25 protein-coding genes are annotated in these 22,494 nt (G+C 72.6%); 19 read left to right on the top strand and 6 right to left on the bottom strand.

All coding sequences use genetic code 11. From position 1 onward, the window contains the following. Positions 1 to 3: 3 nt before the first annotated feature. From HF519_RS14855 to HF519_RS14865, 3 genes are all read left to right on the top strand, one after another. Positions 4 to 1,128 (top strand): NDMA-dependent alcohol dehydrogenase, encoded by a 1,125-nt coding sequence (locus HF519_RS14855; protein WP_169413534.1) that lies wholly within the window; start codon positions 4 to 6, stop codon positions 1,126 to 1,128. An 87-nt stretch (positions 1,129 to 1,215) separates the two neighbouring features. Next, a complete protein-coding gene (locus HF519_RS14860) occupies positions 1,216 to 3,075 on the top strand; it encodes an AAA family ATPase (protein WP_169413535.1) in 1,860 nt (619 codons plus the stop codon). Between the two features lie 30 nt (positions 3,076 to 3,105). Next, a complete protein-coding gene (locus HF519_RS14865; RefSeq protein WP_169413536.1) occupies positions 3,106 to 3,915 on the top strand; it encodes a PIG-L family deacetylase in 810 nt (269 codons plus the stop codon). Here HF519_RS14865 and HF519_RS31355 read toward each other — a convergent pair. Continuing rightward, positions 3,899 to 4,960 (bottom strand): ABC transporter permease, encoded by a 1,062-nt coding sequence (locus tag HF519_RS31355; protein ID WP_312860121.1) that lies wholly within the window; start codon positions 4,958 to 4,960, stop codon positions 3,899 to 3,901. The genes HF519_RS14865 and HF519_RS31355 overlap by 17 nt on opposite strands. A gap of 144 nt (positions 4,961 to 5,104) precedes the next feature. Between HF519_RS31355 and ctaD the strand changes: the two genes are divergently transcribed. From ctaD to HF519_RS14885, 3 genes are read left to right on the top strand one after another with little or no spacing between them, the layout of a single operon-like run. Then, positions 5,105 to 6,859, top strand: coding sequence for an aa3-type cytochrome oxidase subunit I (ctaD, locus tag HF519_RS14875; protein ID WP_169413537.1), 1,755 nt, complete (start codon positions 5,105 to 5,107; stop codon positions 6,857 to 6,859). A gap of 43 nt (positions 6,860 to 6,902) precedes the next feature. Further along, entirely contained in the window at positions 6,903 to 8,159 is a 1,257-nt protein-coding gene (gene serB / locus HF519_RS14880; RefSeq protein ID WP_169413538.1) for a phosphoserine phosphatase SerB, read from the top strand. After that, on the top strand, positions 8,156 to 8,899 hold the full coding sequence (locus HF519_RS14885; RefSeq protein WP_169413539.1) for an aminoacyl-tRNA hydrolase: 744 nt from the start codon (positions 8,156 to 8,158) through the stop codon (positions 8,897 to 8,899). Before serB ends, HF519_RS14885 begins: the two co-directional genes overlap by 4 nt. Before the next feature lie 51 nt (positions 8,900 to 8,950). On the opposite strand, the gene HF519_RS14890 is transcribed toward HF519_RS14885, so the two are convergent. Then, positions 8,951 to 11,008, bottom strand: coding sequence for an ATP-dependent DNA helicase (locus tag HF519_RS14890; protein ID WP_438826396.1), 2,058 nt, complete (start codon positions 11,006 to 11,008; stop codon positions 8,951 to 8,953). Between the two features lie 140 nt (positions 11,009 to 11,148). Here HF519_RS14890 and HF519_RS32880 point away from each other — a divergent pair, with 140 nt between their 5' ends. Beyond that, on the top strand, positions 11,149 to 12,033 hold the full coding sequence (locus HF519_RS32880; RefSeq protein WP_169413540.1) for a thioesterase family protein: 885 nt from the start codon (positions 11,149 to 11,151) through the stop codon (positions 12,031 to 12,033). A 10-nt stretch (positions 12,034 to 12,043) separates the two neighbouring features. Here HF519_RS32880 and HF519_RS14900 read toward each other — a convergent pair whose 3' ends face one another. Together HF519_RS14900 and HF519_RS14905 are read right to left on the bottom strand one after the other, a co-directional pair. After that, positions 12,044 to 12,595, bottom strand: a complete 552-nt coding sequence (locus HF519_RS14900) for an isochorismatase family protein (protein ID WP_169413541.1) — start codon at positions 12,593 to 12,595, stop codon at positions 12,044 to 12,046. Further along, entirely contained in the window at positions 12,595 to 13,905 is a 1,311-nt protein-coding gene (locus HF519_RS14905; protein ID WP_169413542.1) for a nicotinate phosphoribosyltransferase, read from the bottom strand. Before HF519_RS14905 ends, HF519_RS14900 begins: the two co-directional genes overlap by 1 nt. Before the next feature lie 57 nt (positions 13,906 to 13,962). On the opposite strand from HF519_RS14905, the gene clpS reads away from it, so the two are divergent. The 10 genes from clpS (at position 13,963) to HF519_RS14955 (ending at position 19,866) form a co-directional block, all read left to right on the top strand. Then, the gene (gene clpS / locus HF519_RS14910; RefSeq protein ID WP_169413560.1) at positions 13,963 to 14,259 is read left to right on the top strand and encodes an ATP-dependent Clp protease adapter ClpS; all 297 of its coding nucleotides are present in this window, start codon (positions 13,963 to 13,965) and stop codon (positions 14,257 to 14,259) included. Continuing rightward, positions 14,256 to 14,807 carry a DUF2017 domain-containing protein gene (locus HF519_RS14915; RefSeq protein ID WP_169413543.1) on the top strand — a complete coding sequence of 184 codons (552 nt, stop codon included), beginning with the start codon at positions 14,256 to 14,258 and terminating at the stop codon, positions 14,805 to 14,807. Before clpS ends, HF519_RS14915 begins: the two co-directional genes overlap by 4 nt. 110 nt (positions 14,808 to 14,917) lie before the next feature. Beyond that, the gene (locus HF519_RS14920) at positions 14,918 to 15,373 is read left to right on the top strand and encodes a M67 family metallopeptidase (protein WP_169413544.1); all 456 of its coding nucleotides are present in this window, start codon (positions 14,918 to 14,920) and stop codon (positions 15,371 to 15,373) included. A gap of 49 nt (positions 15,374 to 15,422) precedes the next feature. Then, entirely contained in the window at positions 15,423 to 15,701 is a 279-nt protein-coding gene (locus HF519_RS14925; RefSeq protein WP_169383108.1) for a MoaD/ThiS family protein, read from the top strand. A 91-nt stretch (positions 15,702 to 15,792) separates the two neighbouring features. Then, positions 15,793 to 16,743: a PLP-dependent cysteine synthase family protein gene (locus HF519_RS14930; protein WP_169413545.1), complete on the top strand. Its 951-nt coding sequence runs from the start codon at positions 15,793 to 15,795 to the stop codon at positions 16,741 to 16,743. Positions 16,744 to 16,802: 59 nt separating this feature from the next. Next, complete coding sequence (locus HF519_RS14935; RefSeq protein WP_169413546.1) at positions 16,803 to 17,447, top strand: rhomboid family intramembrane serine protease; 645 nt, start codon at positions 16,803 to 16,805, stop codon at positions 17,445 to 17,447. Further along, positions 17,444 to 18,310: a glutamate racemase gene (gene murI, locus HF519_RS14940; RefSeq protein WP_169413547.1), complete on the top strand. Its 867-nt coding sequence runs from the start codon at positions 17,444 to 17,446 to the stop codon at positions 18,308 to 18,310. Before HF519_RS14935 ends, murI begins: the two co-directional genes overlap by 4 nt. Then, the gene (locus tag HF519_RS14945) at positions 18,307 to 18,672 is read left to right on the top strand and encodes a hypothetical protein (RefSeq protein ID WP_169413548.1); all 366 of its coding nucleotides are present in this window, start codon (positions 18,307 to 18,309) and stop codon (positions 18,670 to 18,672) included. Before murI ends, HF519_RS14945 begins: the two co-directional genes overlap by 4 nt. Beyond that, on the top strand, positions 18,665 to 19,069 hold the full coding sequence (locus HF519_RS14950; RefSeq protein WP_169413549.1) for a hypothetical protein: 405 nt from the start codon (positions 18,665 to 18,667) through the stop codon (positions 19,067 to 19,069). Before HF519_RS14945 ends, HF519_RS14950 begins: the two co-directional genes overlap by 8 nt. 11 nt (positions 19,070 to 19,080) lie before the next feature. After that, positions 19,081 to 19,866: an MBL fold metallo-hydrolase gene (locus HF519_RS14955; RefSeq protein ID WP_169413550.1), complete on the top strand. Its 786-nt coding sequence runs from the start codon at positions 19,081 to 19,083 to the stop codon at positions 19,864 to 19,866. Between the two features lie 22 nt (positions 19,867 to 19,888). Here HF519_RS14955 and HF519_RS14960 read toward each other — a convergent pair whose 3' ends face one another. Beyond that, positions 19,889 to 20,374: a DUF2231 domain-containing protein gene (locus HF519_RS14960; protein WP_169413551.1), complete on the bottom strand. Its 486-nt coding sequence runs from the start codon at positions 20,372 to 20,374 to the stop codon at positions 19,889 to 19,891. 58 nt (positions 20,375 to 20,432) lie between these two features. On the opposite strand from HF519_RS14960, the gene rph reads away from it, so the two are divergent. After that, positions 20,433 to 21,185 carry a ribonuclease PH gene (gene rph, locus HF519_RS14965; RefSeq protein WP_169413552.1) on the top strand — a complete coding sequence of 251 codons (753 nt, stop codon included), beginning with the start codon at positions 20,433 to 20,435 and terminating at the stop codon, positions 21,183 to 21,185. Further along, entirely contained in the window at positions 21,182 to 21,814 is a 633-nt protein-coding gene (rdgB, locus tag HF519_RS14970) for an RdgB/HAM1 family non-canonical purine NTP pyrophosphatase (protein ID WP_169413553.1), read from the top strand. Before rph ends, rdgB begins: the two co-directional genes overlap by 4 nt. A gap of 225 nt (positions 21,815 to 22,039) precedes the next feature. Here the strand turns inward: rdgB and HF519_RS14975 are convergent, their stop codons facing one another. Continuing rightward, a complete protein-coding gene (locus tag HF519_RS14975) occupies positions 22,040 to 22,312 on the bottom strand; it encodes a carboxymuconolactone decarboxylase family protein (protein WP_211170045.1) in 273 nt (90 codons plus the stop codon). Positions 22,313 to 22,494 lie beyond the last annotated feature (182 nt).

Genomic DNA, 22,494 nt, shown 5'->3' on the forward strand with positions numbered 1-22,494 from the left:
AGCATGCTGACTCGTGGGGCGATCGTCCGTCAGGCACCTGGCAAGTACGAGGTCGTGGACCTGGAGGTCGACGACCCGCGTCCGGGCGAGATCCAGGTCAAGATGGTGGCGTCGGGTTTATGCCACTCGGACGACCACATCGCGACGGGCGACATCCCGGTCGGCGTCTACCCCTTCGCCGGCGGCCACGAGGGCGCCGGCATCGTCACCAAGGCCGGTGAGAACACGAAGGGCATCAAGGAGGGCGACCACGTCGTCTTCTCGTTCCTGCCCGCCTGCGGGCACTGCCGCTGGTGCGCGTCGGGCATGCAGAACCTCTGCGACCTCGGTGCCGGCCTGCTCGCCGGGTCGCGCTGGGGAGACCCGACCGACTTCCGGCTCAAGCTGACCGACGGCACCCCGGTCGGCCAGATGTGCGGCATCTCGACCTTCCTCGAGACCACCACCGTGTCGGCCGACTCCGCGGTGAAGGTCGACGACGACATCCCGCTCGACAAGGCCTGCCTCGTCGGCTGCGGCGTCGGCACCGGCTGGGGGTCGGCGGTGAACTCCGCAGGGGTGCAGCCCGGCGACACGGTGATCGTCATGGGCATCGGCGGCATCGGCATCAACGCCGTGCAGGGTGCCGCGCACGCCGGCGCGTCGAACGTCATCGCCGTCGACCCGATCGCGTTCAAGCGCGAGAAGGCGCAGGAGCTCGGCGCCACCCACGCGGTCGAGACGATGGAGGAGGCCATCGAGCTGGCTCAGCAGTTCACCAACGGCCAGGGCGCGGACTCCTCGATCGTCACCACCGGAGTGGTCAAGCCCGAGCACGTGCAACAGGCGTTCGCCGCGATCCGCAAGGCCGGCACCTGCGTGGTGACCGCGCTGGGCGACATCACCGAGGTCGGGCTGCCGATCGCGCTGTCGGAGCTGACCCTGTTCCAGAAGCGACTCCAGGGCGCGATGTTCGGCGCCTCGAACCCGAACTGGGACATCAAGCGCCAGCTGCAGCTCTACCGCGAGGGCGTGCTCAAGCTCGACGAGCTGGTCACCAGGACCTATACCCTCGACGAGATCCAGCAGGGCTACCAGGACATGCACGACGGCAAGAACATCCGCGGCGTCATCGTCTACGACAGCTGATCCCTGCTGATCGACCACTGATCGCCGACTCGGCGGGGTGGGCCGGACCGGTCCACCCCGCCGACGTGCGTCCTCACAGGAGCATCCGTGACGCCCAGGCCCCCGGCCACCGCCACGCCGCCGCCCATCGTCGGCCTGCGCCGCGAGCGCGAGGTGCTGACCGTCGCGCTGGCGACCGGGCGCCACGTCGTCATCGAGGGCCCGCCGGGCACCGGGAAGTCGACACTGCTGCGCTCGATCGCCCGCGACGCCCACCAGGACGTCGTGTTCGTCGAGGGCAACGCCGAGCTGACGCCGGCCCGCCTGATCGGCGCGTTCGACCCGTCGCAGGTGCTGGTCGACGGCTACCAGCCGGCCAGTTTCGTCGACGGGCCGCTGCTCACCGCAATGCGCGGCGGCGGGCTGCTCTACCTCGAGGAGCTCAACCGCGTCCCCGAGGAGACCCTCAACGTCCTCATCACCGTGCTCACCGAGGGCGAGATCGCCGTCCCGCGGCTGGGCACCGTGCACGCCGGCGCGCGGTTCCGCCTCATCGCCGCGATGAACCCGTTCGACGCCATCGGCACCGCCCGGGTCAGCCAGGCCATCGCCGACCGCATGTGCCGGGTCGTCCTCGGCTACCAGGACGAACCGTCCGAGCGCCTCATCACCTCGTCGGTGAGCGGCCTCGACGGCCGGGTCGTCGAGCTCGCGGTGGCTCTGACCCGGGCGACCCGGGAGCACCGCGACGTGCGCATGGGCTCGTCGGTGCGCGGGGCCATCGACCTCGCGCTGGTGCTCACCGGGCTCGGCGAGCTGCGCGGCGAGTCCCCGCTGGGGCGCGAGACCGCGCGCGATGCCGCGTACGCCGCGCTGTCGGGTCGCATCCGGATCGCCGACGGGGTGGACCGCACCCCGGAATCGGTGATCGACGAGCTGCTGGACCGCTTCTGGCCTGCCGACGAACCCGAACCGGTCAACCCCGACGACGACGCGGACGGCCCGGGAAAAGCTGACGGCCTGCCGCCACCCGCGGCAGGCTTCCAACCCCGGCAGCGCCCGGGCCGCGAGCAGGCCGGCCGCACGCAGGGCCGCCAGCAGCTCGCGGCGCGCCATGAGCACTTCGAGGAGGTCTCACCCGAGCTGGGTGAACTCGACGCGGAGGCGTTCGACGCCGTGCTCGCCCAGGACCCGGAGGCGGCCGCCGCGCTACTCGCCGACCTGGCCGTGGCCACCGACGTGCAGCTGCGTGCCGCGGCCCGCCGGTTGGCCGGGCGGGTGTTCATCCAGCTCGGCAAGGTAGGGCCGGCGAAGGCGCGCGGGACGCGACGGCTCGGGCCCGCGCGCAACGGTGAGGGCGACCTCGACCTCGACCGCACCCTCGACCGTTGGGATCCGGGTCTCTCCGGCCGCCCGGCGCCGGAGGACCTCGTCACCCGCAGCTGGACGGCGCACCGCCGGGCGATCTGCCTCGTGGTGGACATGAGCGGCTCCATGCAGGGGCTGGCCGTGGCGCTGGCGGCGGTGGCCGCGTCGGGTGTCGTGCTGGCCGCGGAGGAGGGCGGGTCCAAGCTCGAGCCCGCGGTGCTGGCGTTCAGTGCCGGGGTGAAGGTGCTGCAGCCCCAGGGGGTGCGCCGGCCGCCGGAGGATCTGATCGCCGAGCTCGTCGCGCTGCGCGGGCACGGCACGACGGACCTCGCCGCAGGCCTGCGGGAGGCGAGCACGCAGCTCGCCGGCGCGGTGGCCGACGAGCGGATGGTCGTGCTGCTGTCGGACTGCCTGCACACCGCGGGCGACGACCCGATGACCGCGCTCGGCGGGATCGACCGGCTGCACGTGCTGTGTCCCCTGCCGGACGCCGGCGCGGAGGCCGCCGCCGCGGCGCTCGCCGCGCGCGGCGGGGGGATCAGCCAGCCGGTGCGGCGGCTGGCGGAGGTGGGGCCTGCCCTGACCCGGGTGCTCGGCTGAGGGGCGCCTGCGCGCCGATAGAGTCGTCGCGTGGGGACCATCGTCAGCTTCCACGCCCATCCCGACGACGAGTCGATCAGCGCCGGGGGGACCCTTGCCCGGGCCGCGTCCGAGGGCCACCGCGTCGTCATCGTCTTCGCGACCCGTGGGGAGCTCGGCGAGCCCGTGTCCGGCGTGCTCGACGACGGCGAACAGCTGTCGCTGCGGCGCTCGGCCGAGTGCTACGCCTCGGCGGAGGCCCTCGGCGCGGCCCGCGTCGAGTTCCTCGGGTACACCGACTCCGGGATGATGGGCCGGCCCACCAACGACGCGCCGTACTCGTTCTGGCAGGCGAAGGTGGAGCACGCCGCGCGGCGGCTGGCCGTGATCCTCGACGAGGAGGAGCCGGACGTCCTCACGACCTACGACGACAACGGCGTCTACGGGCACCCGGACCACATCCAGGTGCACCGGGTCGGCAAGCGGGCGGCGGAGCTGAGCGGCGTTCCGGTGGTCGCCCAGGGCACGGTCAACCGCGACTGGATGGTGCGCGGGATGGCCGGGCTGGCCAAGTCCGGGGAGATGCCCGAGGGCTGGGAGCCGCCGCGCATGGACGTGCCGAACTTCGGCAAGCCGGAGTCGGAGATCACCCACCGGGTCGACGCGGTGGACTTCGTCGAGGCCAAGCGGGCTTCGATGCGCGCGCACGCCAGCCAGATGGGCCCCGATCACTTCATGCTGACGATGCCGGAGCCCATGTTCGCGATGGGCATGGGCTCCGAGTTCTACGTCGTCGATCCCGTGCCCAGCCCGGCTGCCGCCCCCGATCTCTTCCTGGACCTGTTCACGCCGCTGCATTGAGCACGGTGCCGCCCCGGCGGCCGATAGTCCGATGATCATGATGCGGACGGTGCGAGCCCCTCTCCAGGCGTGGCTCGTCGACGATGGCGCCGTCCCGCGTCGACATCACCGGGCCGGTGCAGGTGGTCCACGACGCCCACGGCGGGCCGGTGGCGATGCCGGTGTCGCCGTTCGACGAGGTGAGCCTGGTGGTGATCGGTCCCGGGGGAGTCGATGCCGGACTCGACGGGCGCCGGGTGCCCCTGCGCCGAGACCTGGTGGTCGAACCCTGCCCGTGGCTGGACGGGATCGTCCGCAGCGCCGCCCCGCGCTCCCGGGTTCCGTGGCGCTCGGGTGACGCACGCGCTGCCACCGCGACGGTCTCCACGGCGAGCAGCAGCACCAGGACCAGCACCTGCACGACCCCGGGCTGCAGCGGCGTCGCCCCGCCCAGGAGCATCCCGACGAACGCGCCCGGCAGTGCGACGAGTCCGACGGTCCGCGTCTGGTCCAGCGCCGGGGCCATCGCCTGCGCCGCGGTCGGCCAGGCGATCTCGATCGCCGCGTCGCGGTCCGGGAACTCCGGCGACAACGCCGCCTCCACCTCGCCGCGCCGGGTCGTCAGCTCGTCGAGCGCACGGCGCCCGGCCGGTGAGGTGGCGGTCATCGCGCCGCCGATCATGATGCCGGCCATCGGGATGATCGCGATCCCGTCGGCCGGTACGACGCCCGCCGCGCCCAGCCCTGCGGTCATCGGCAGCGGCGCCGGCGCCACCGGCAGCGCGGCCCACCACCCGCTGCGGTTCCGCGTGATGCGGCGCGCGGATGTGAGGGCTGCCACGCCGACCATCAGCGCGACGAAGCCGGCGCTCGCCCCGGCCGGCCCGACGATCGCCCCGAGCAGGGCCGACACCGCGCCCAGCTGCAGCACCGCACGCCCGGCGGCCAGCGGCGTCGCGCGCGCCGTCCCGAGCCGCACCCAGACCGCGATCACGGCCCCGACCAGCACCGCGGTCGCGAGAGTGATCCAGAGGACGGGGCCGAGAACGATGTTGGGTGAACCCACGTGGTCGTTCTACTCTCCGTAGAGCACAATACTGGCGCAGACGGTCCCGGCCTCGGCCACGACCATCACCCCGGGACGCCCCCGGCAGTCTGCGGAGATAGAGTCCGGGCCTGCCCCACCACGAAGGCCAGTGCAGGAGGCACAGTGACAGCCGTCGCGCCCAAACCGATCACGTCGCGCCCGTACCCGGCGCGCCGGTCGGCCAAGGGATCCACGCTGCTGAAGATGCTGCGTACGACGGATCCGAAAGACATCGCGATCCTGTACATGGTCACGTCGTTCGGGTTCTTCATGATCGGCGGCGCGATGGCGCTGCTGATCCGCGGTGAACTCGCGCAGCCGGGACAGCAGTTCCTCTCCGCCGAGCAGTACAACCAGCTGTTCACCATGCACGGCACGATCATGCTGCTGCTGTACGCGACGCCGATCCTGTTCGCGTTCGCGAACTACATCGTCCCGCTGCAGATCGGCGCCCCCGACGTCGCGTTCCCGCGGCTGAACGCCTTCTCGTACTGGCTGTTCCTGTTCGGCGGCCTGACCGTGCTCAGCGGGTTCCTGACCCCGGGCGGCGCGGCCGACTTCGGCTGGTTCGCCTACACGCCGCTGTCCGACGCCGTCCGCTCCCCGGGAGCCGGCGCCGACCTGTGGATCATCGGCCTGGTCGTCTCGGGTCTGGGCACGATCCTCGGTGGCGTCAACTTCGTCACCACGATCGTCTGCATGCGCGCGCCCGGCATGACGATGTTCCGGATGCCGATCTTCACCTGGAACATCTTCATCACCTCGCTGCTGATCCTGATCGCGTTCCCGGTGCTGACCGCGGCGCTGCTCGGCCTGGCCGCCGACCGCCACCTCGGTGCCCACGTGTTCGACCCGGCCAACGGCGGGGTCATCCTGTGGCAGCACCTGTTCTGGTTCTTCGGCCACCCCGAGGTCTACATCGTCGCGCTGCCGTTCTTCGGCATCGTCTCGGAGATCTTCCCGGTGTTCAGCCGCAAGCCGATCTTCGGTTACAAGGGCCTGGTCTTCGCGACCATCGCGATCGCCGCCCTGTCCGTGGCGGTGTGGGCGCACCACATGTACGCCACCGGCGCCGTGATGCTGGCCTTCTTCTCCTTCACCACGTTCCTGATCGCGGTGCCCACGGGTGTCAAGTTCGTGAACTGGATCGGCACCCTGTGGAAGGGCAAGCTGACCTTCGAGACGCCGATGCTGTTCTCGGTGGGCTTCCTGGTCACGTTCCTCTTCGGCGGTCTGACCGGCATCCTGCTGGCCTCGCCGCCGCTGGACTTCCACGTCTCCGACTCGTACTTCGTGGTCGCGCACTTCCACTACGTGTTGTTCGGCACGATCGTGTTCGCCACCTACGCCGGTATCTACTTCTGGTTCCCGAAGATGACCGGCCGGATGATGGACGAGACGCTGGGCAAGTTCCACTTCTGGACCACGTTCATCGGCTTCCACCTCACGTTCCTGGTCCAGCACTGGCTGGGTAACGAGGGCATGCCGCGCCGGTACGTCGACTACCTGCCGACCGACGGTTTCACCACGCTGAACACGATCTCCTCGATCGGCGCGTTCGTGCTGGGCGCCTCGACGCTGCCGTTCATCTGGAACGTGTTCAAGAGCTACCGCTACGGCCGCGTCGTGACCGTCGACGACCCGTGGGGCTTCGGCAACTCGCTGGAGTGGGCCACGTCCTGCCCTCCGCCGCGGCACAACTTCACCTCGCTGCCCCGGATCCGTTCCGAGCGTCCGGCCTTCGAGCTGCACTACCCGCACCTCGTGGAGCGGTTCCGGAACGAGGCGCACGTCGGTCACAAGCCGTCGCCGTACGAGGTGGCGGCGCAGAGTGTCGGGCGCGAGGAGCAGCCGAACGAGGACCCGAAGTCTCGGTGACCCCGGCGGTGGTGCGCCTGGTCGAGGTGAGGTCGTCCGCGACGTGAGCCAGACCGTGCATCCGGGTAACCGGTCGACCGTGCTCATCACGGTCACCGGTCCCGACCGGCCGGGTGTGAGCTCGGTGTTGTTCACCGCGCTCACCCGGCACGGGGTCGACCTCATCGACGTCGAGCAGGTCGTGATCCGCGGCCGGCTCACTCTCGGGGCCCTGGTGTCCGTGCATCAGGACCCGGAGGGCCTGCAGGAGGCCGTCGAGCAGGCGATGGACAGCATCGGTATGCAGGTGCACACGTCGGTGCAGCTCGACGACGATCAGTCGGCGGGTCGGAGCTCCACGCACGTCGTGGTGCTCCTGGGCCGTCCGATCACGGCACGGGCGTTCGGCGCGGTGGCCCGCGAGCTCGCGGCCGTCGGCGCCAATATCGACTCCATCCGGCGGGTCGCCGACTACCCGGTCACCGGCCTGGAACTCGGGGTGTCGCCCGATCCGGGCGACACCAGGGAGCACTCGCACGGCACGCTGCGCGCCCGGCTGGTCGAGGTGGCCCGCAGCGCGGGCGTCGACGTGGCCGTCGAGCGCGCCGGACTGGCGCGGCGCAGCAAGCGGCTCATCGTGTTCGACGTCGACTCCACCCTCGTTCAGGGTGAGGTCATCGAGATGCTCGCCGCCCGCGCCGGCGCCGAGGCCGAGGCCGAGGTCCGGTCGGTGACCGAGGCGGCGATGCGCGGCGAGCTGGACTTCACCGAGTCCCTGCGCCGCCGGGTGGCGGTGCTGGAGGGGCTGCCCGAGACGGTGCTCGACGAGGTCGCCGCGGAACTGGAGCTGACGCCCGGGGCACGGACCACCATCCGCACCCTCAAGCGCCTCGGCTTCCGCTGCGGTGTCGTGTCCGGCGGGTTCAGCCGGGTCATCGCCGGGCTGGTCGACGAGCTGGGGCTCGACTTCTGCGCCGCGAACGAGCTGGAGATCTCCGACGGCCGGCTGACCGGTCGGGTGCTCGGTGACGTCGTCGACCGGCCGGGCAAGGCGGTCGCGCTGCGTCGCTTCGCCAAGACCTACGGGGTGCCGATCGAGCAGTGCGTGGCGGTCGGCGACGGGGCCAACGACATCGACATGCTGTCCACGGCGGGCCTCGGCATCGCGTTCAACGCGAAGCCGGCGCTGCGCGAGGTGGCCGACGCCGCGCTGTCGCAGCCCTACCTCGACGTCGTGCTGTTCGTGCTGGGCATCACCCGCGACGAGGTCGAGCGGGCCGACGCGGCCGAGGGCATGCTGCGGCGGGTTCCGATCGCGTGAGCGCGCCGGGACGCTCGGGCGCTGCGGAGGGGACCCCGGCGTACCCCGGGGCCCCGGTGCTGGCGCCCCTGGCGCAGCGCTACTGCGGGGCGCCCGGGGTGATACCCCCCGAGGCGAGCGGGGTGGCCTGGGCGATGCCGGTGGTGCTGCGGATCGAGCGCGATGCCCCACGGCGGACCCCGTTGCTCGAGGCGGCCGCCGAGGCGGCGCTCGCGGTCTGCCTGGACCCCCGGTCGCAACCCGGTGGCGAGTGGTACGACGAGGTCTCCACGTGGATCACCGGTCGCATCCGCAAGATCGCCCGGCGGGCGCGCGGGACGCACTGGGAGGCCGTCCAGGATCTGCCCGGCGTCACTGTGGACGAAGACGGCGCGCAGGTGCGCGCACTGGTCCCCGGCCCCGTCGACGCGGTGCCCAAGATCGTGTCCCGGTTGCAGATCGAGGGCACCGACCTGCCGCCCGACTCCCCGCCGCCACCCCCGCCCAGGCTGCCCGTGATCTGGTTGAACCCGTCCGTCGGGATGACCGTGGGCAAGGCCGCGGCGCAGGTCGGGCACGCCTCGATGCTCTGGGCCGCGGTCCGCGCGCTCACCGAGGCCCCGCACTTCGCGGTACGGACCGCCGACCCGGCGCGGTGGACGGCGCTGTGCGACGCCGTGCAGGCGGGTGAAGCGGTGGCGGTCCGCGATGCCGGGTTCACCGAGGTCGCGCCCGGAACGATCACCTGCATCGCGATCTGACCCGCGGACGGTCCTGGGTCCCGGGTGGACAGGCCACGGGTCCCGGCGTGATCAGACCGGAGCGCCCCGCAGCCGGCGCAGCGCGGCCCGGACCTTCTCCGGGTCGTCGGTCGTCCAGAACGGGGGCAGCGACGCCCGCAGGAACCCGCCGTAGCGCGCGGTCGCGATCCGCGGGTCGAGGATCGCGACGACGCCGCGGTCGTCCATCCCGCGCAGCAGCCGGCCGGCACCCTGGGCGAGCAGCAGCGCCGCGTGTGTCGCGGACACGGTGAGGAACCCGTTGCCGCCCCGGGAGTCGGCCGCGCGCTGGCGGGCCGCGACGAGCGGATCGTCCGGGCGGGGGAAGGGGATCCGGTCGATGATCACGCACGACAGCGACGGCCCGGGTACGTCGACGCCCTGCCACAGCGACAGGGTCCCGAACAGGCAGGTCTGCTCGTCCTCGGCGAACCGCTTGACCAGCAGCATCGTCGAGTCCTCGCCCTGGCACAGCAGTGGCACGTCGAGCCGGTCGCGCAGCGCCTCGGTGGCCTGCTTCGCCGCCCGCATCGAGGAGAACAGCCCCAGCGTGCGCCCGTCCGCGGCCTCGACGAGTCCGGCGATCTCGTCCAGGTAGGACGGCGCGAGCCCGTCGCGGCCCGGCGGCGGCAGTCGCTTGGCGAGGTAGAGGATGCCGCTGCGGGCGTGCGAGAACGGGGAGCCCACGTCCAGTCCGGACCAGCGCGGCGCATCGGGGTCGGGTACCGGGTCGCCGGCCTGCGCGGCGACGCCGGCCGACGACGGCAGCCGGGAGGGTGGGAGGCCCCACTGGCGGGCCAGCGCGTCGAACGAGCCGCCCAGGGCCAGGGTCGCCGACGTCAGGACCGTGGTGCGTTGCCCGAACAGCCGGTCGCGGAGCAGCCCGCCGACCGACAGCGGCGCCGCCCGCAGCACCCTGGTCCGGGCCCCGTCCGGGCCCTGCTCGGCCAGCCAGACGACATCGTGCCGCTTGGCCGGGTCGGGCTCGTCGAACGCGCTGAGCAGCCGCACCGCCACCTCGGACACCTCGTCGAGCAGCGCCAGCGCGAGCTTGCGGCCGGTGGCGCCCTCCGGGTCCTCCCGGCGTTCCCCGCCCAGGCTCTGCCGGCAGGACGCCGCCGCGTCCCGGATGACCGACAGGGCCCCCGCCGCGGCCTGCGGCAGCGTTTCCCACCGCCCGGGCGGCAGGTCCTCGAGCACCATGGCCAGGCCCTCGCCGGCCTCGGCGAGCCGGTCGGCGACGGCCTGGTCGACCAGCCGGCCGCAGCGCCGCGCCGCGGCGCCGACCGTCCCGGAGGTCAGCTCGGCGGTGGCCGCACCGGTGACCCGGTCGACCAGTTCGTGCGCCTCGTCGACGATCACGACGTCGTGCTCGGGCAGCACCGCGGCGTCGCCCATCGCGTCGATGGCCAGCAGCGCGTGGTTGGTGACGACGACGTCCGAGCGCCCGGCCTCGGCGCGGGCCTTCTCGGCGAAGCAGTCCTCACCGACGGGGCAGCGTGCCGCGCCCAGGCACTCCCGTGCGGTCACCGACACCTGCCGCCACGCCGAGTCCGGAACGCCGGGGACGAGCTCGTCGCGGTCGCCGGTCTCGGTGTCCGACGCCCACTCGTGCAGCCGCTTCACGTGCCGGCCCATCGCGGAGATCGCGAACGGGTCGAACAGCTGCTCCTCGGCCTCGTCGACCATCGCCTCGTCGCCGTGCAGCTTGTTCAGGCACAGGTAGTTGCGCCGGCCCTTGAGGATCGCGAACGTCGGCAGCCTGCCGAGCAGCGGCTTGAGCGCCTTGGCCAGCCGGGGCAGGTCGCGGTCGACGAGCTGGCGCTGCAGGGCGATCGTCGCCGTCGACACCACCACGGTCGCGTCGTGGGCCACCGCGTGCCGGATCGACGGGACGAGGTAGGCCAGCGACTTCCCGGTGCCGGTCCCCGCCTGCACGGCCAGATGCTCGCCGTCGGCGATCGCCTTGCGGACGGCCTGGGCCATCGTGTCCTGGCCTTCGCGTCGGACGCCGCCGACCGCGTCGACCGCCGCCTCGAGGAGTTCGGCGACCCCGGGGACGTCGCGGTCGGCAGGCAGCGCGGCAGGCACCCACGGAGGCTACCCGCCGCCCCCGATCGACCGTGGCGGATCGGCCCGGAGCCCACAAACGCCCAGCGTGCGCACCGTCAGTAGCCGCCGTCACACACCCTGGTGAGTCCGTCCCCGTCCGGCCTGGCCATCATGTGCCGGTGACGACGATCGCCGCTCCCGTACGCCAGGAACCGTCGCTGTACCCGGTGCTGATCGAGCAGCCCACCTGCTACAGCGACCTCGACCCCAGCCGCCGCATCGGCCGTGACGCGATCGTGCGGTGGTTCGAGAACGCGCGGCTGATCGTCGAGCGGGACGTGCGCGAGGCCGTGAACGGGGACACGCCACTGCAGACGCTGGTCGCGTCGGTGCGCGTCGAGGTGCTGGCACCGCTGCGGTGGGACGGCCGTTACCGGGTCGGGATCGGTGTCAGCCGCGTCGGAGAGACCTCGTACTCCTACGTCTACGGGGTGTTCGCCGACGACCAGTGCGTCGCGATCGGGGAGTCGACCAACGTGCACATCACCGACTCCGGACCGGCGCCGCTGCCGGCCGCGGTCCGCGAGGCGCTGACCGCCGTGGCCGTTCCCGGGCCGGAGGCCGGCCGGCCCGACCGTGACCCGGCGCGCCTCGTGCGCGAGGCCTACCCGTTCCGGCTCGACGTGCGCACCCGCTTCGGCGACCTCGACACGAACCGGCACGTCAACAACGTGGCGCTCGCCGGCTGGTACCTCGACGCCCTCGCCGAGCTGCACCTGGACGTGCTCGGCTACCCGACGGGCGGGCCGCTGGACGGGCTCTCGCCCAGCTCGCTGACGGTGGAGTACCTCGACGAGGTCCGCTACCCGGCGATCTACCAGCTGCGGGTCGGCGTGCTGGACCTCGACGACACCTCGGTGCGCTACGCCTGCGGGCTGTTCGACGGTCCGCGCTGCATCGGGCTGGCCGAGGCGGTCGGGGCGCACGCGGCACCGGCCCGCACCGGCGACGAGATCATCGAGCTCGCGGCGGCGTTCGAGCCGTTCCGGATGCGGGAGGTCTGACCCACGGGGGTCAGGCGACGGTGACCCCGGCGGCGCGCAGCTCTTCGAGCGCCCGCTCGGTGGTCGCCGGTGCCACGCCCGCGCAGTGCTCGAGCAGCACGGTCGTTGCGAACCCGGCCGCGGCGGCGTCGAGCGCGGTGGCGCGCACGCAGTGGTCGGTGGCGATGCCGACCACGTCCACCGCCTCGACGCCCCGCTCGCGGAGCCAGTCGCGCAGCGCGGTGCCGGTGGGCTCGGCACCCTCGAAGCCGGAGTACGCGGCCGCGTGGTGACCCTTGTCGAACACCGCCTCCACGTGGGCGACGTCGAGCGCCGGGTGGAACGAGGCCCCCGGCGTCCCGGCCCGGCAGTGCGGTGGCCAGGTGGCGACGAAGTCGGGGCTGTCGCTGAAGTGCGCGCCCGGATCGATGTGGTGGTCACGGGTGGCGACGACGTGGTCGTAACCGGCGTCCCGCACGTATCGCGAGATCGACTCGGCCACCGCCGAGCCGCCCGTCACGGCCAGCGAGCCGCCCTCGCAGAAGTCGTTCTGCACGTCGACGATGATCAGCGCGCGTCCCATCAGGCCTCCTCGAAGGCGGTCGGGATGGCGGGTTCGCCGCGGGAGAGCTTCAACCCCTCCCACGGCACCGACACCAGCGCGGCCCGCAGCCGTTCGCGGGACTGCTCGAGCGTCGGCAGCCCGGGCACCCGCTCCCCGCCGCGGACCAGCGGCACCGGCACGACCCGGTCGTGCGGACCGAGGGACGGCTCCCGGTTCGCCGGGTGCACGACCTCCTCCACCGCGGTGCCGGTCGGCTTGTAGCGGCGGAACGCGGACTTCCGGCCACCGCGTGACTCCTTCGACGTGCTGCGCTTGGCCACCGGGCGGGCGTCGACCTCGACGAGCTTGTAGACCATGCTCGCGGTCGGTGCGCCGGACCCGGTGACGACCGACGTCCCGACGCCGTAGGCGTCGACGGGCTCGGCGCGCAGCGAGGCGATGGAGTACTCGTCCAGGTCACCGGACAGCACGATCCGGGTGCCGGTGGCGCCGAGCGCGTCGAGCTGCTCGCGGGCCTGCTGGGCCATCACTCCCAGGTCGCCGGAGTCGATCCGGATCGCCTCCAGCTCGGGGCCGGCCGCGGCGATGGCGTTCTCGATGCCCCGCCGGATGTCGTAGGTGTCGACCAGCAGCGTCGTCTTCGAGCCGAGCTCGGCGATCTGGCTGCGGAACGCGGTCACCTCGTCGTCGTGCAGCAGCACGTAGGCGTGCGCGGCCGTGCCCGCGGTGGGGATGCCGTGGCGGCGGCCGGCCTCCAGGTTGGAGGTGGCGGCGAAGCCGGCAAGGTAGGCGGCGCGGGCGGCAGCGACCGCCGCCTCCTCGTGGGTACGCCGTGAACCCATCTCGATCAGCGGGCGGCCCGCGGCGGCGGTGACCATGCGGGCGGCGGCCGAGGCGACCGCGGTGTCGTGGTTGAGGATCGACAGCGCGAGGGTCTCCAGCAGCACCGCGTCGGCGAACGTGCCGGTCACGGTCAGGACGGGGGAGCCGGGGAAGTAGAGCTCCCCCTCGGGGTAGCCGTCGATGTCGCCGCGGAAGCGGTAGTCGGCCAGCCAGTCCAGCGCCGCCGGATCGACGACCTCGGCCAGCTGCTCCAGCTCCGCCTCGCCGAAGCGGAAGTCCTCGATCGCGTCGAGCAGCCGGCCGATCCCGGCGACCACGCCGTAGCGGCGGCCGTCGGGCAGCCGGCGCGCGAACACCTCGAACACGGCCTGCCGCTCCGCGGTGCCGTCGGCGAGCGCCGCTGCCGCCATCGTGAGCTCGTACCGGTCGGTCAGCAGTGCCGTACTTCTCGGGACGGTGCCGGTCGACCCTGGGATGCCGCTCATGGCACAGCAGCCTATGTGCCGTGCACAGCACGCGGCGTGGGTGTCACCATGGTGGACATGGCCGCGCCGCTACCCGCCCCCACCCGACAGGTGGACCCGGTCATCGCCGAGGACGCCACGAGCGACACGCCGTGGCAGGCCGTCGTGTGGAACGACCCGGTCAACCTGATGTCGTACGTGACGTATGTGCTGCAGAAGTTGTTCGGCTACCCGGAGCCCAAGGCGACCGCCCTGATGCTGGACGTGCACCACAAGGGCAAGGCAGCGGTGTCGTCCGGCGACAAGGAGAAGATCGAGGGCGACGTCGCGAAGCTGCACGCGGCCGGCCTCTGGGCCACCATGCAGCACTCATGAACGGGTGGAGGCGCTCCGGGCGCGGATCCCGCGCCCGGCTGGTCGGCACCCTCGAGGCCCAGGAGGCGGCGGTGCTCCGGGGGCTGGTCGGCGAGGTGCGGGAGATGCTGGCGGCCCGGTCCGAGGAGGCCCCGGCCGACGAGCTCGCGGTGCTCACCGGGCTGCGCCCGGGGCCGTCGACGCGGCCTGACGACCGGGTGCTGGCCCGGCTGCTGCCCGACTTCTCCAGCGACGACGCCGACCTCTCCGGGGCGATGCGCTCCCTGCACGAGCCGGACCTGATCAGGGCGAAGGACGCCGCCGCGACGGTCGTGCTCGACACGCTGCCGGAGACCGGCGGGCGCGTGGAGCTGACGGCGGAGCAGGCCGACGCCTGGCTCGCGGCGCTCAACGACGTCCGGCTGGCGCTGGGCACGGCGCTGGACGTGAGCGAGGACATGCCCGAGGATCTGCCGCCCGACGACCCGCGCTCGGCGCACCTCGGGGTGTACCACTGGCTGACGTTCGTGCAGGACGCGTTGGTGCAGACGCGGATGCAGCTGCTCTAGGTCTGCAACCGCCGGCGCCCCCGGACCGGTGGACGGGTGTGACGGCGGACCGCATGTGAGACGCGCTGCGTGATGTGCACCGTGTCCGTGTCGGCCCGTACCCTGTACCTGTGCTGGTGATCCGAGCTGATCTCGTGGACGAGATCGTCGCCCATGCCCGCCGGGACCATCCCGACGAGGCCTGTGGCGTCATCGCCGGCCCCGAGGGCTCCGACCGTCCCGAGCGATTCATCCCGATGTTGAACGCCGCGCGCTCGCCCACGTTCTACGAGTTCGACTCCGGTGACCTGCTGCGGCTCTACCGCGAGATGGACGCGAAGGACGAGGTGCCGGTGGTCATCTACCACTCCCACACCGCGACCGAGGCCTACCCGTCGCGGACCGACATCTCCTACGCCTCCGAGCCCGAGGCTCACTACGTCCTGGTCTCCACCCGCGAGCCGGACACCCATGAGTTCCGGTCCTACCGGATCGTCGACGGTGTGGTCACCGAGGAACAGATCGAGGTCGTGGAGACTTATATGTTCGCGCACACCGGCGCGGACGACGTCCCCGACAACGGCTGACGCCACGCCCGCCCGCACTTACGAGAACGATCCGACCAGGAGCATCCGCATGGCCGTCACCGTGTCCATCCCCACCATCCTGCGCACCCACACCGGGGGCGAGAAGGCCGTCGAGGCCAAGGGCGGGACCGTCGCCGAGGTGATCGAGGACCTGGAGTCGCGGCACAGCGGCATCAAGGACCGGCTGATCACCAACGGTTCGCTGCACCGCTTCGTCAACATCTACGTCGACGACGAGGACGTGCGTTTCGCCGGTGGCCTCGAGGCCCCCGTCGGCGAGAACTCGAACGTCACGATCCTGCCCGCCGTCGCCGGTGGCATGCGCTGAGCAGTGAGTGAACGGCGGCCGGGCCGGGTAGCCGACAGGTGCCCTCGGCCCGCCCGCCGTCCGCTCACCGGCCGATTGCCAGGGAGGCGAAATGGCCCGGTACGACTCGCTGCTCCAGGCGGTCGGTGACACCCCGCTGGTGGGTCTGCCGTCGCTGTCGCCCGCGCCGCACGTGCGGCTGTGGGCCAAGCTCGAGGACCGCAACCCCACAGGCTCGATCAAGGACCGCCCCGCGCTGGCCATGATCGAGAAGGCCGAGGCGGAGGGCCTGCTCACCCCCGGCTGCACCGTGCTCGAACCCACGTCCGGCAACACCGGTATCTCGCTGGCCATGGCGGCCAAGCTCAAGGGCTACCGGATGATCTGCGTGATGCCGGAGAACACCTCCGAGGAGCGCCGCCAGCTGCTGCACATGTACGGCGCGGAGATCATCTCCTCGCCGGCCGCGGGCGGTTCCAACCAGGCCGTCGCGATGGCCAAGGAACTGGCCGCGCAGAACCCGGACTGGGTGATGCTCTACCAGTACGGCAATCCCGCGAACGCCGACGCGCACTACCGGACCACTGGCCCGGAGATCCTGCGCGACCTACCCACCGTCACCCACTTCGTGGCCGGGCTGGGCACCACCGGCACCCTCGTCGGTACCGGCCGCTACCTGCGGGAGCACAAGCCGGACGTGCAGATCGTGGCCGCCGAGCCGCGCTACGGCGAGCTCGTCTACGGCCTGCGCAACCTCGATGAGGGCTTCGTCCCCGAGCTGTACGACCCCGAGGTGCTCACGGCGCGGTACTCGGTGGGCAGCCACGACGCGCTGCGCCGCACCCGGGAGCTGGTGGAGAAGGAGGGCATCTTCGCCGGCATCTCCACCGGCGGGATCCTGCACGCTGCGCTGGCCGTTGCCGAGAAGGCGGCCGGGGCGGGGGAGAGCGCGGACATCGTCCTCGTGGTCTGCGACGGGGGCTGGAAGTACCTGTCCACCGGCGCCTACTCGGGCGACCTCGACGAAGCCGCCGAGGGGCTCGACGGGCACCTCTGGGCCTGACCCGGTGCGCCCACCACGACGGCGGGTGCGCCGGCTCCCGGCCGCGTAATCTCGACGTCATGGTCGCTCCTGTGCCGACGCCACCCGTGCCGACGCCCCGACGATCCATTGCCCGGGTGCTGCCGACCGCTCCGCTGGCCGCCCTGGTCACGATGTTGGTGTTCACCGGTGTGCTGTACGTGACCGAGCTCGTCGACCAGGTGACGAACCTGCAGTTGGACTACGCGGGCGGCATCGTGCCGCGCGAGCTCAGCGGCCTGGACGGCGTGCTGTGGTCGCCGCTGCTGCACGGGGGCTGGGGGCACCTGACCGCGAACACGCTGCCGTTCGTGGTCTTCGGCTTCCTGGCGATGGCGGGGGGCATCGGACAGTTCTTCGCGGTCACCGCCACGATCTGGCTGCTCGGCGGCCTCGGCGTGTGGCTCATGGGGCCGTCCGACAGCTACACGATCGGGGCCTCCGGGGTGATCTTCGGCTGGCTGGCGTTCCTGCTGGCCCGCGGCTTCTTCGCCCGCAGCGCCAAGCAGATCCTGCTGGCGATCGTGCTCTTCGCGTTCTGGGGCGGGATGCTGTTCGGGGTCCTGCCCGGCCAGCCGGGCATCTCCTGGCAGGCGCACCTGTTCGGTGCGCTGGCCGGAGTGTTCGCGGCGTGGGTCGTGGCCCGGGCCGACCGCCGGCGGGCTCCCGGGTCGGGTGCTGCGTGAGCGAACTCGACAGCGACGCCCCCATCGGGATCTTCGACTCGGGCGTCGGTGGGCTCACCGTGGCCCGCGCCGTGATCGACCAACTGCCCGCCGAGCGCGTCGTCTACGTCGGTGACACCGCGAACGGCCCCTACGGCCCACTGGCCATCGCCGACATCCGCCGGCACGCTCTCGCGATCGGAGACGACCTGGTCGCCCGCGGCGTCAAACTGCTCGTCATCGCGTGCAACACGGCGTCCGCCGCCTGCCTGGCCGACGCTCGCGAGCGCTACCCGGTCCCGGTCGTCGAGGTGGTGCTCCCCGCCGTCCGCCGGGCCGTCGCGGCCACCCGGACCGGCCGGATCGGCGTCATCGGTACCCGGGCGACGATCGCCTCCGGCGCCTACACCGACGCGTTCGCCGCCGCCCGCGACGTCGAGGTCACGGCGGTGGCGTGCCCTCGGTTCGTCGACTTCGTCGAACGGGGGATGACCAGCGGACGACAGATCCTCGGCCTGGCCCAGAGCTACCTCGAGCCGCTGCAGCGGGCTCGGGTGGACACTGTCGTCCTCGGCTGCACGCACTACCCGCTGCTGGCCGGCGTGCTGCAGATCGTGCTCGGTCCCGAGGTCACGCTGGTCTCGAGCGCCGATGAGACGGCCAAGGACGTGGTACGGCTGCTGCTGGCCCAGGACCTCGCGCGCGACCCCGAGGACGGGCCCCCGCCCGGCCCGCACCAGTTCCTCGCGACGGGCGATCCGGAGCCGTTCCGGCGCCTCGGCCGCCGGTTCCTGGGTCCGGAGATCGGTGCGGTCGCGTCGGCCGGCGATCTCCTCGGGCGCCGGGCCGGTCCCGGCGGCACTGGAGTAGCGTCCGCCGGGTGATCGACGCGCTGGTGATCGTGGTGCTCGTCGCGACCGGTGCCCTGGCGGTCCTCGGTATCGGCACCACCGTACGCAACCGGCCGCCGGGACGGGTGCACACCCTCGCCGTCGGCGCGGTGGAGGCGCTGCTGGTGATCCAGGCCGTGATCGCGGCGGCCCGGGTCTTCGGCGGGGTCCCCCTCCCGGAATCGACCACGTTCCTGATCTACCTCGTGGTGTCGGTGTGCGTGCTGCCGATCGCGCTGCAGTTCGCGACCGCCGAGCCGACCCGCTGGGGCGGCACGGTCATCGCGGTGGCCGCGATCGCGACGGGCGTCGCGGTGCTGCGGCTGCAGGGACTCTGGGCGGCCGGCGGTGTCTGAGCGGATTCCGCGTGCCACCTCCAGCGGCGCCGGGCGGGTGCTCATCGCCGTCTACGCGATCTTCGCGCTGTCCGCGACGGCGCGGGCCGGGGTGCAGATCGCGGGCCGGTTCAGCGAGGCACCGGTGGCCTACCTGCTGTCCGCGCTCGCCGGCGTCGTGTACATCCTGGCGACGATCGGGCTGGCCGGGCACGGCCCGGGGTACCGGAAGCTGGCCTGGGCCGCGGTCGCGTTCGAACTGGCCGGGGTTCTGGTGGTCGGCACGCTGACGGTGTTCGACGGTGCCGACTTCCCGGACGACACCGTGTGGTCGGTCTACGGTCGCGGGTACGGCTTCGTCCCGCTCGTGCTGCCGATCATCGGGTTGTGGTGGCTGCGCCACACGCGCGCGCGTTAGCCTCGTCACTCATGCGGCTGATCGTGCTCGGCTGTTCGGGCAGCGGACCGGGACCGGGCTCACCCGCGTCCGGGTACCTCGTCGAGGCGGGGGAGTCCCGGCTGGCGCTGGATCTGGGCAACGGGACGTTCGGTGCGCTGCAACGCCACCTCGACCCGTGGGAACTCGACGCGGTCGCCCTCTCGCACCTGCACCCCGACCACTGCTCGGACATGGCGAGTCTCGTCGTGCACCGCCGCTACCACCCCTGCCCCCCGGTCGGCGCCACGGAGCACCGGCTCCCGGTGCACGCCCCGGCCGAGGCCCCGGACCGGCTCGCGGCCGCCTACGCGCCGTGCGCGTCGGAACGGGCGGCCACCGACCTGACCGACGTCCTCGACTTCCACCCGCTCGGTGAGGGCGCCGTCGCCGACGTGGCCGGGGCGGTGCTGCGCTCCGCCGCCGTCGACCACCCGTGCGAGGCCTACGCACTCCGCGTCGAGCACGGGGGTCGCAGCCTGGTCTACAGCGGCGACACCGGACCCTGCGACGGCCTGGTCGAACTGGCTCGCGACGCCGACGTGCTGCTCTGCGAGGCGACCTGGCCGCACGTCACCGATCAGTGGGACGCCCCGCCGTCGGGCGTGCACCTGAGCGGTCGGCAGGCCGGCGAGCACGCAACGGCCGCTGGTGTGGGCCGGCTCCTGCTCACCCATGTGCCGGCCTGGTACGACGGCGCGGTGCTGCTGGCCGAGGCCAAGGAGACCTTCGACGGGCCCGTCGAGCTGGTGTCCCCCGACACCGCCTATGACATCTGAGGGCGGCCGGGCCGTTGCGCGGTCAGCTCACGGTGGCCAGCCAGACCGCCGCCGAGCCCGCGTGCCCGATCCACACCACCAGCCCGGTGACCACGATGCCTGCCACCGCGGCCAGCACCGCGCTGCCCACCGCCGCGCGTCGCCAGACCGGGGCGCCGTCGCCCGGCTCCTCGCCGGCCCGGTCCGCGCGACGGCCGGTGTACACGGCGAGGAGGAGCAGGATGAGGAAGGCGACGGCGAAGGGCAGCAGCGTCTGAGCTCGCTGCGCGTGGACCTCGACGAGGGGGCCGCCGCCGCCGAGCGCCTGCCTCAGTTGCTCGCCGGTCTCCACCGCGAGGGGCACGGCGCCGACGCCGATCAGGCCGATCAGGGCGACCGGGATGCCGAGGGAGCGCCGCCACGCCGGACGGGCCGCGATCGCGACGGCGCCGACGGCGGCGAGCGGGAGCAGTACGACGACCGCGTGGATGATCAGTGGGTGGGCGGGAATCCCGCCGATCAAGACCATTCGGTAGTGAACCACAGGACGTGTGAGCCGCACATCAATGCGCGCCTAAGCTGACGCGGTGACACGAGTAGACGGCAGATCCGACGACGAGCTGCGGCCGGTGAGCATCACGCGTGGATTCCAGAAGCACCCGGCGGGCTCGGTGCTCGTCGAGTTCGGCGACACCAAGGTGCTCTGCGCGGCGAGCGTGACCGAGGGCGTTCCGCGGTGGCGCGCCGGTTCCGGGCTGGGCTGGGTCACCGCCGAGTACGCGATGCTTCCGTCGGCCACGCACACCCGCAGCGACCGCGAATCGATCAAGGGCCGCGTCGGTGGCCGCACGCACGAGATCAGCCGTCTCATCGGCCGCTCGCTGCGCACCTGCATCGACCTGAAGGCGCTCGGTGAGAACACCATCGCGATCGACTGCGATGTCCTGCAGGCCGACGGCGGTACCCGCACCGCGGCGATCACCGGTGCCTACGTCGCGCTGGCCGACGCCGTCACCTGGCTCGGCGCGCACGGCAGGCTCGCCGACCCCAAGCCGCTCTCCTGCCAGGTGGCAGCGGTCAGCGTCGGCGTCGTCGACGGCCGGGTGCGTCTCGACCTGCCCTACTCGGAGGACTCCCGGGCCGAGGTCGACACCAACGTGGTGGCGACCGACACCGGCACCCTGATCGAGGTGCAGGGCACGGGGGAGGGCGCGACGTTCACCCGCCGCACGCTCGACGCGATGCTCGACTCCGCCATGGCCGGGATCCGGCAGCTGTCGAAGATCCAGGCCGCCGCGCTCGCCGAGCCCTACCCGGGCGAGCTGCCGGGGAAGCCGTGACCCGCGGGACGGGGGCAGCGGGCCGGCTGCTGCTGGCGACCCGCAACGCCGGCAAGCTCGTCGAACTGCGCCGGATGCTGGCCGCGGCCGACCTCGGGGGCATCGAGGTGCTCGGGTTGGCCGACGTGCCGGAGTTCCCGGAGGCGCCGGAGACCGGGGCGACTTTCGCCGAGAACGCCGTGGCCAAGGCGCGCGACGCCGCGGCCGCGACCGGGCTGCCCGCGGTGGCCGACGACTCCGGCCTCGCCGTGGATGCGCTCAACGGGATGCCGGGGGTGCTCTCTGCGCGGTGGTCCGGCCGGCACGGCGACGACCGGGGCAACCTCGAACTGCTGCTCGGGCAGATCGGTGACGTGCCCGACGAGCGGCGGGGCGCGGCGTTCGTGTGTGCTGCGGCGCTCGTAGTGCCCGAACCGGCCGGCGACGAGACGGTCGTGCACGGGGAATGGCGTGGCCGGCTCGTGCGCGCCCCTCGTGGCACGAACGGGTTCGGCTACGACCCGATCTTCGTCCCGGAGGGTGAGGAGCGGACCTCTGCCGAGCTCTCGCCCGCGGAGAAGGACGCCGCGTCGCACCGCGGCCGGGCCATGCGGGCGCTGCTGCCGCACCTGGCGACGCTGGCACGCTGAGCGCCGGCGGCACCCTCGTCCCGGCACCGATGGCGCCGCGAGCCGGGGCGGACCGTGTTCGCCGGGCCGCGGCCGGGCCGCCGAAGCCCGCCTACCCGGGCACTACAGCGCCGCCCGGCGCCCTGATCGTCACGAGCGGGACATCAGCTGCATCCGTGCAGCTGATGTCCCATTTCCGCGGATCATGAACGCCGTTGACGGCGGGCGGCTGTCGGGGACGGGGTGTCAGATGTCGGTGTCGAGTTCCTCGGCGAGGACCCGGCGGGCCACACCGAAGGCCGAGTTCGCGGCGGGAACCCCGCAGTAGATGGCGGTCTGCATCAGCACCTCGACGATCTCCTCGCGGGTCAGCCCGTTGCGCAGGGCGGCGCGCAGGTGCAGTTCCAGCTCGGCGAGGTGTCCGTGCGCCACCAGGGCGGTGAGGGTGATCGCGCTACGCATCCGGCGGTCCAGCCCGGGGCGCGTCCAGATCCCGCCCCACGCGTACCTGGTGATCATCTCCTGGAACTCGGCGGTGGTCTCGTCCGCGCGTTCGAGGGCGGCGTCGACATGTGTCGGGCCGCCGCGAGTCCACCCTGCCGGAGGAACTGCTCCAGGTCGTCCTCGGCGACCGGGATCGCCCACCCGGCCTGGAGACGACGAGCCGCGAAGGCCATCCCGGCAAGGTCCTCACCGAGCTG

The sequence above is a fragment of the Pseudonocardia bannensis genome, assembly GCF_012911875.1.
In the GTDB taxonomy this organism is placed as follows: Bacteria; Actinomycetota; Actinomycetes; order Mycobacteriales; family Pseudonocardiaceae; genus Pseudonocardia; species Pseudonocardia bannensis.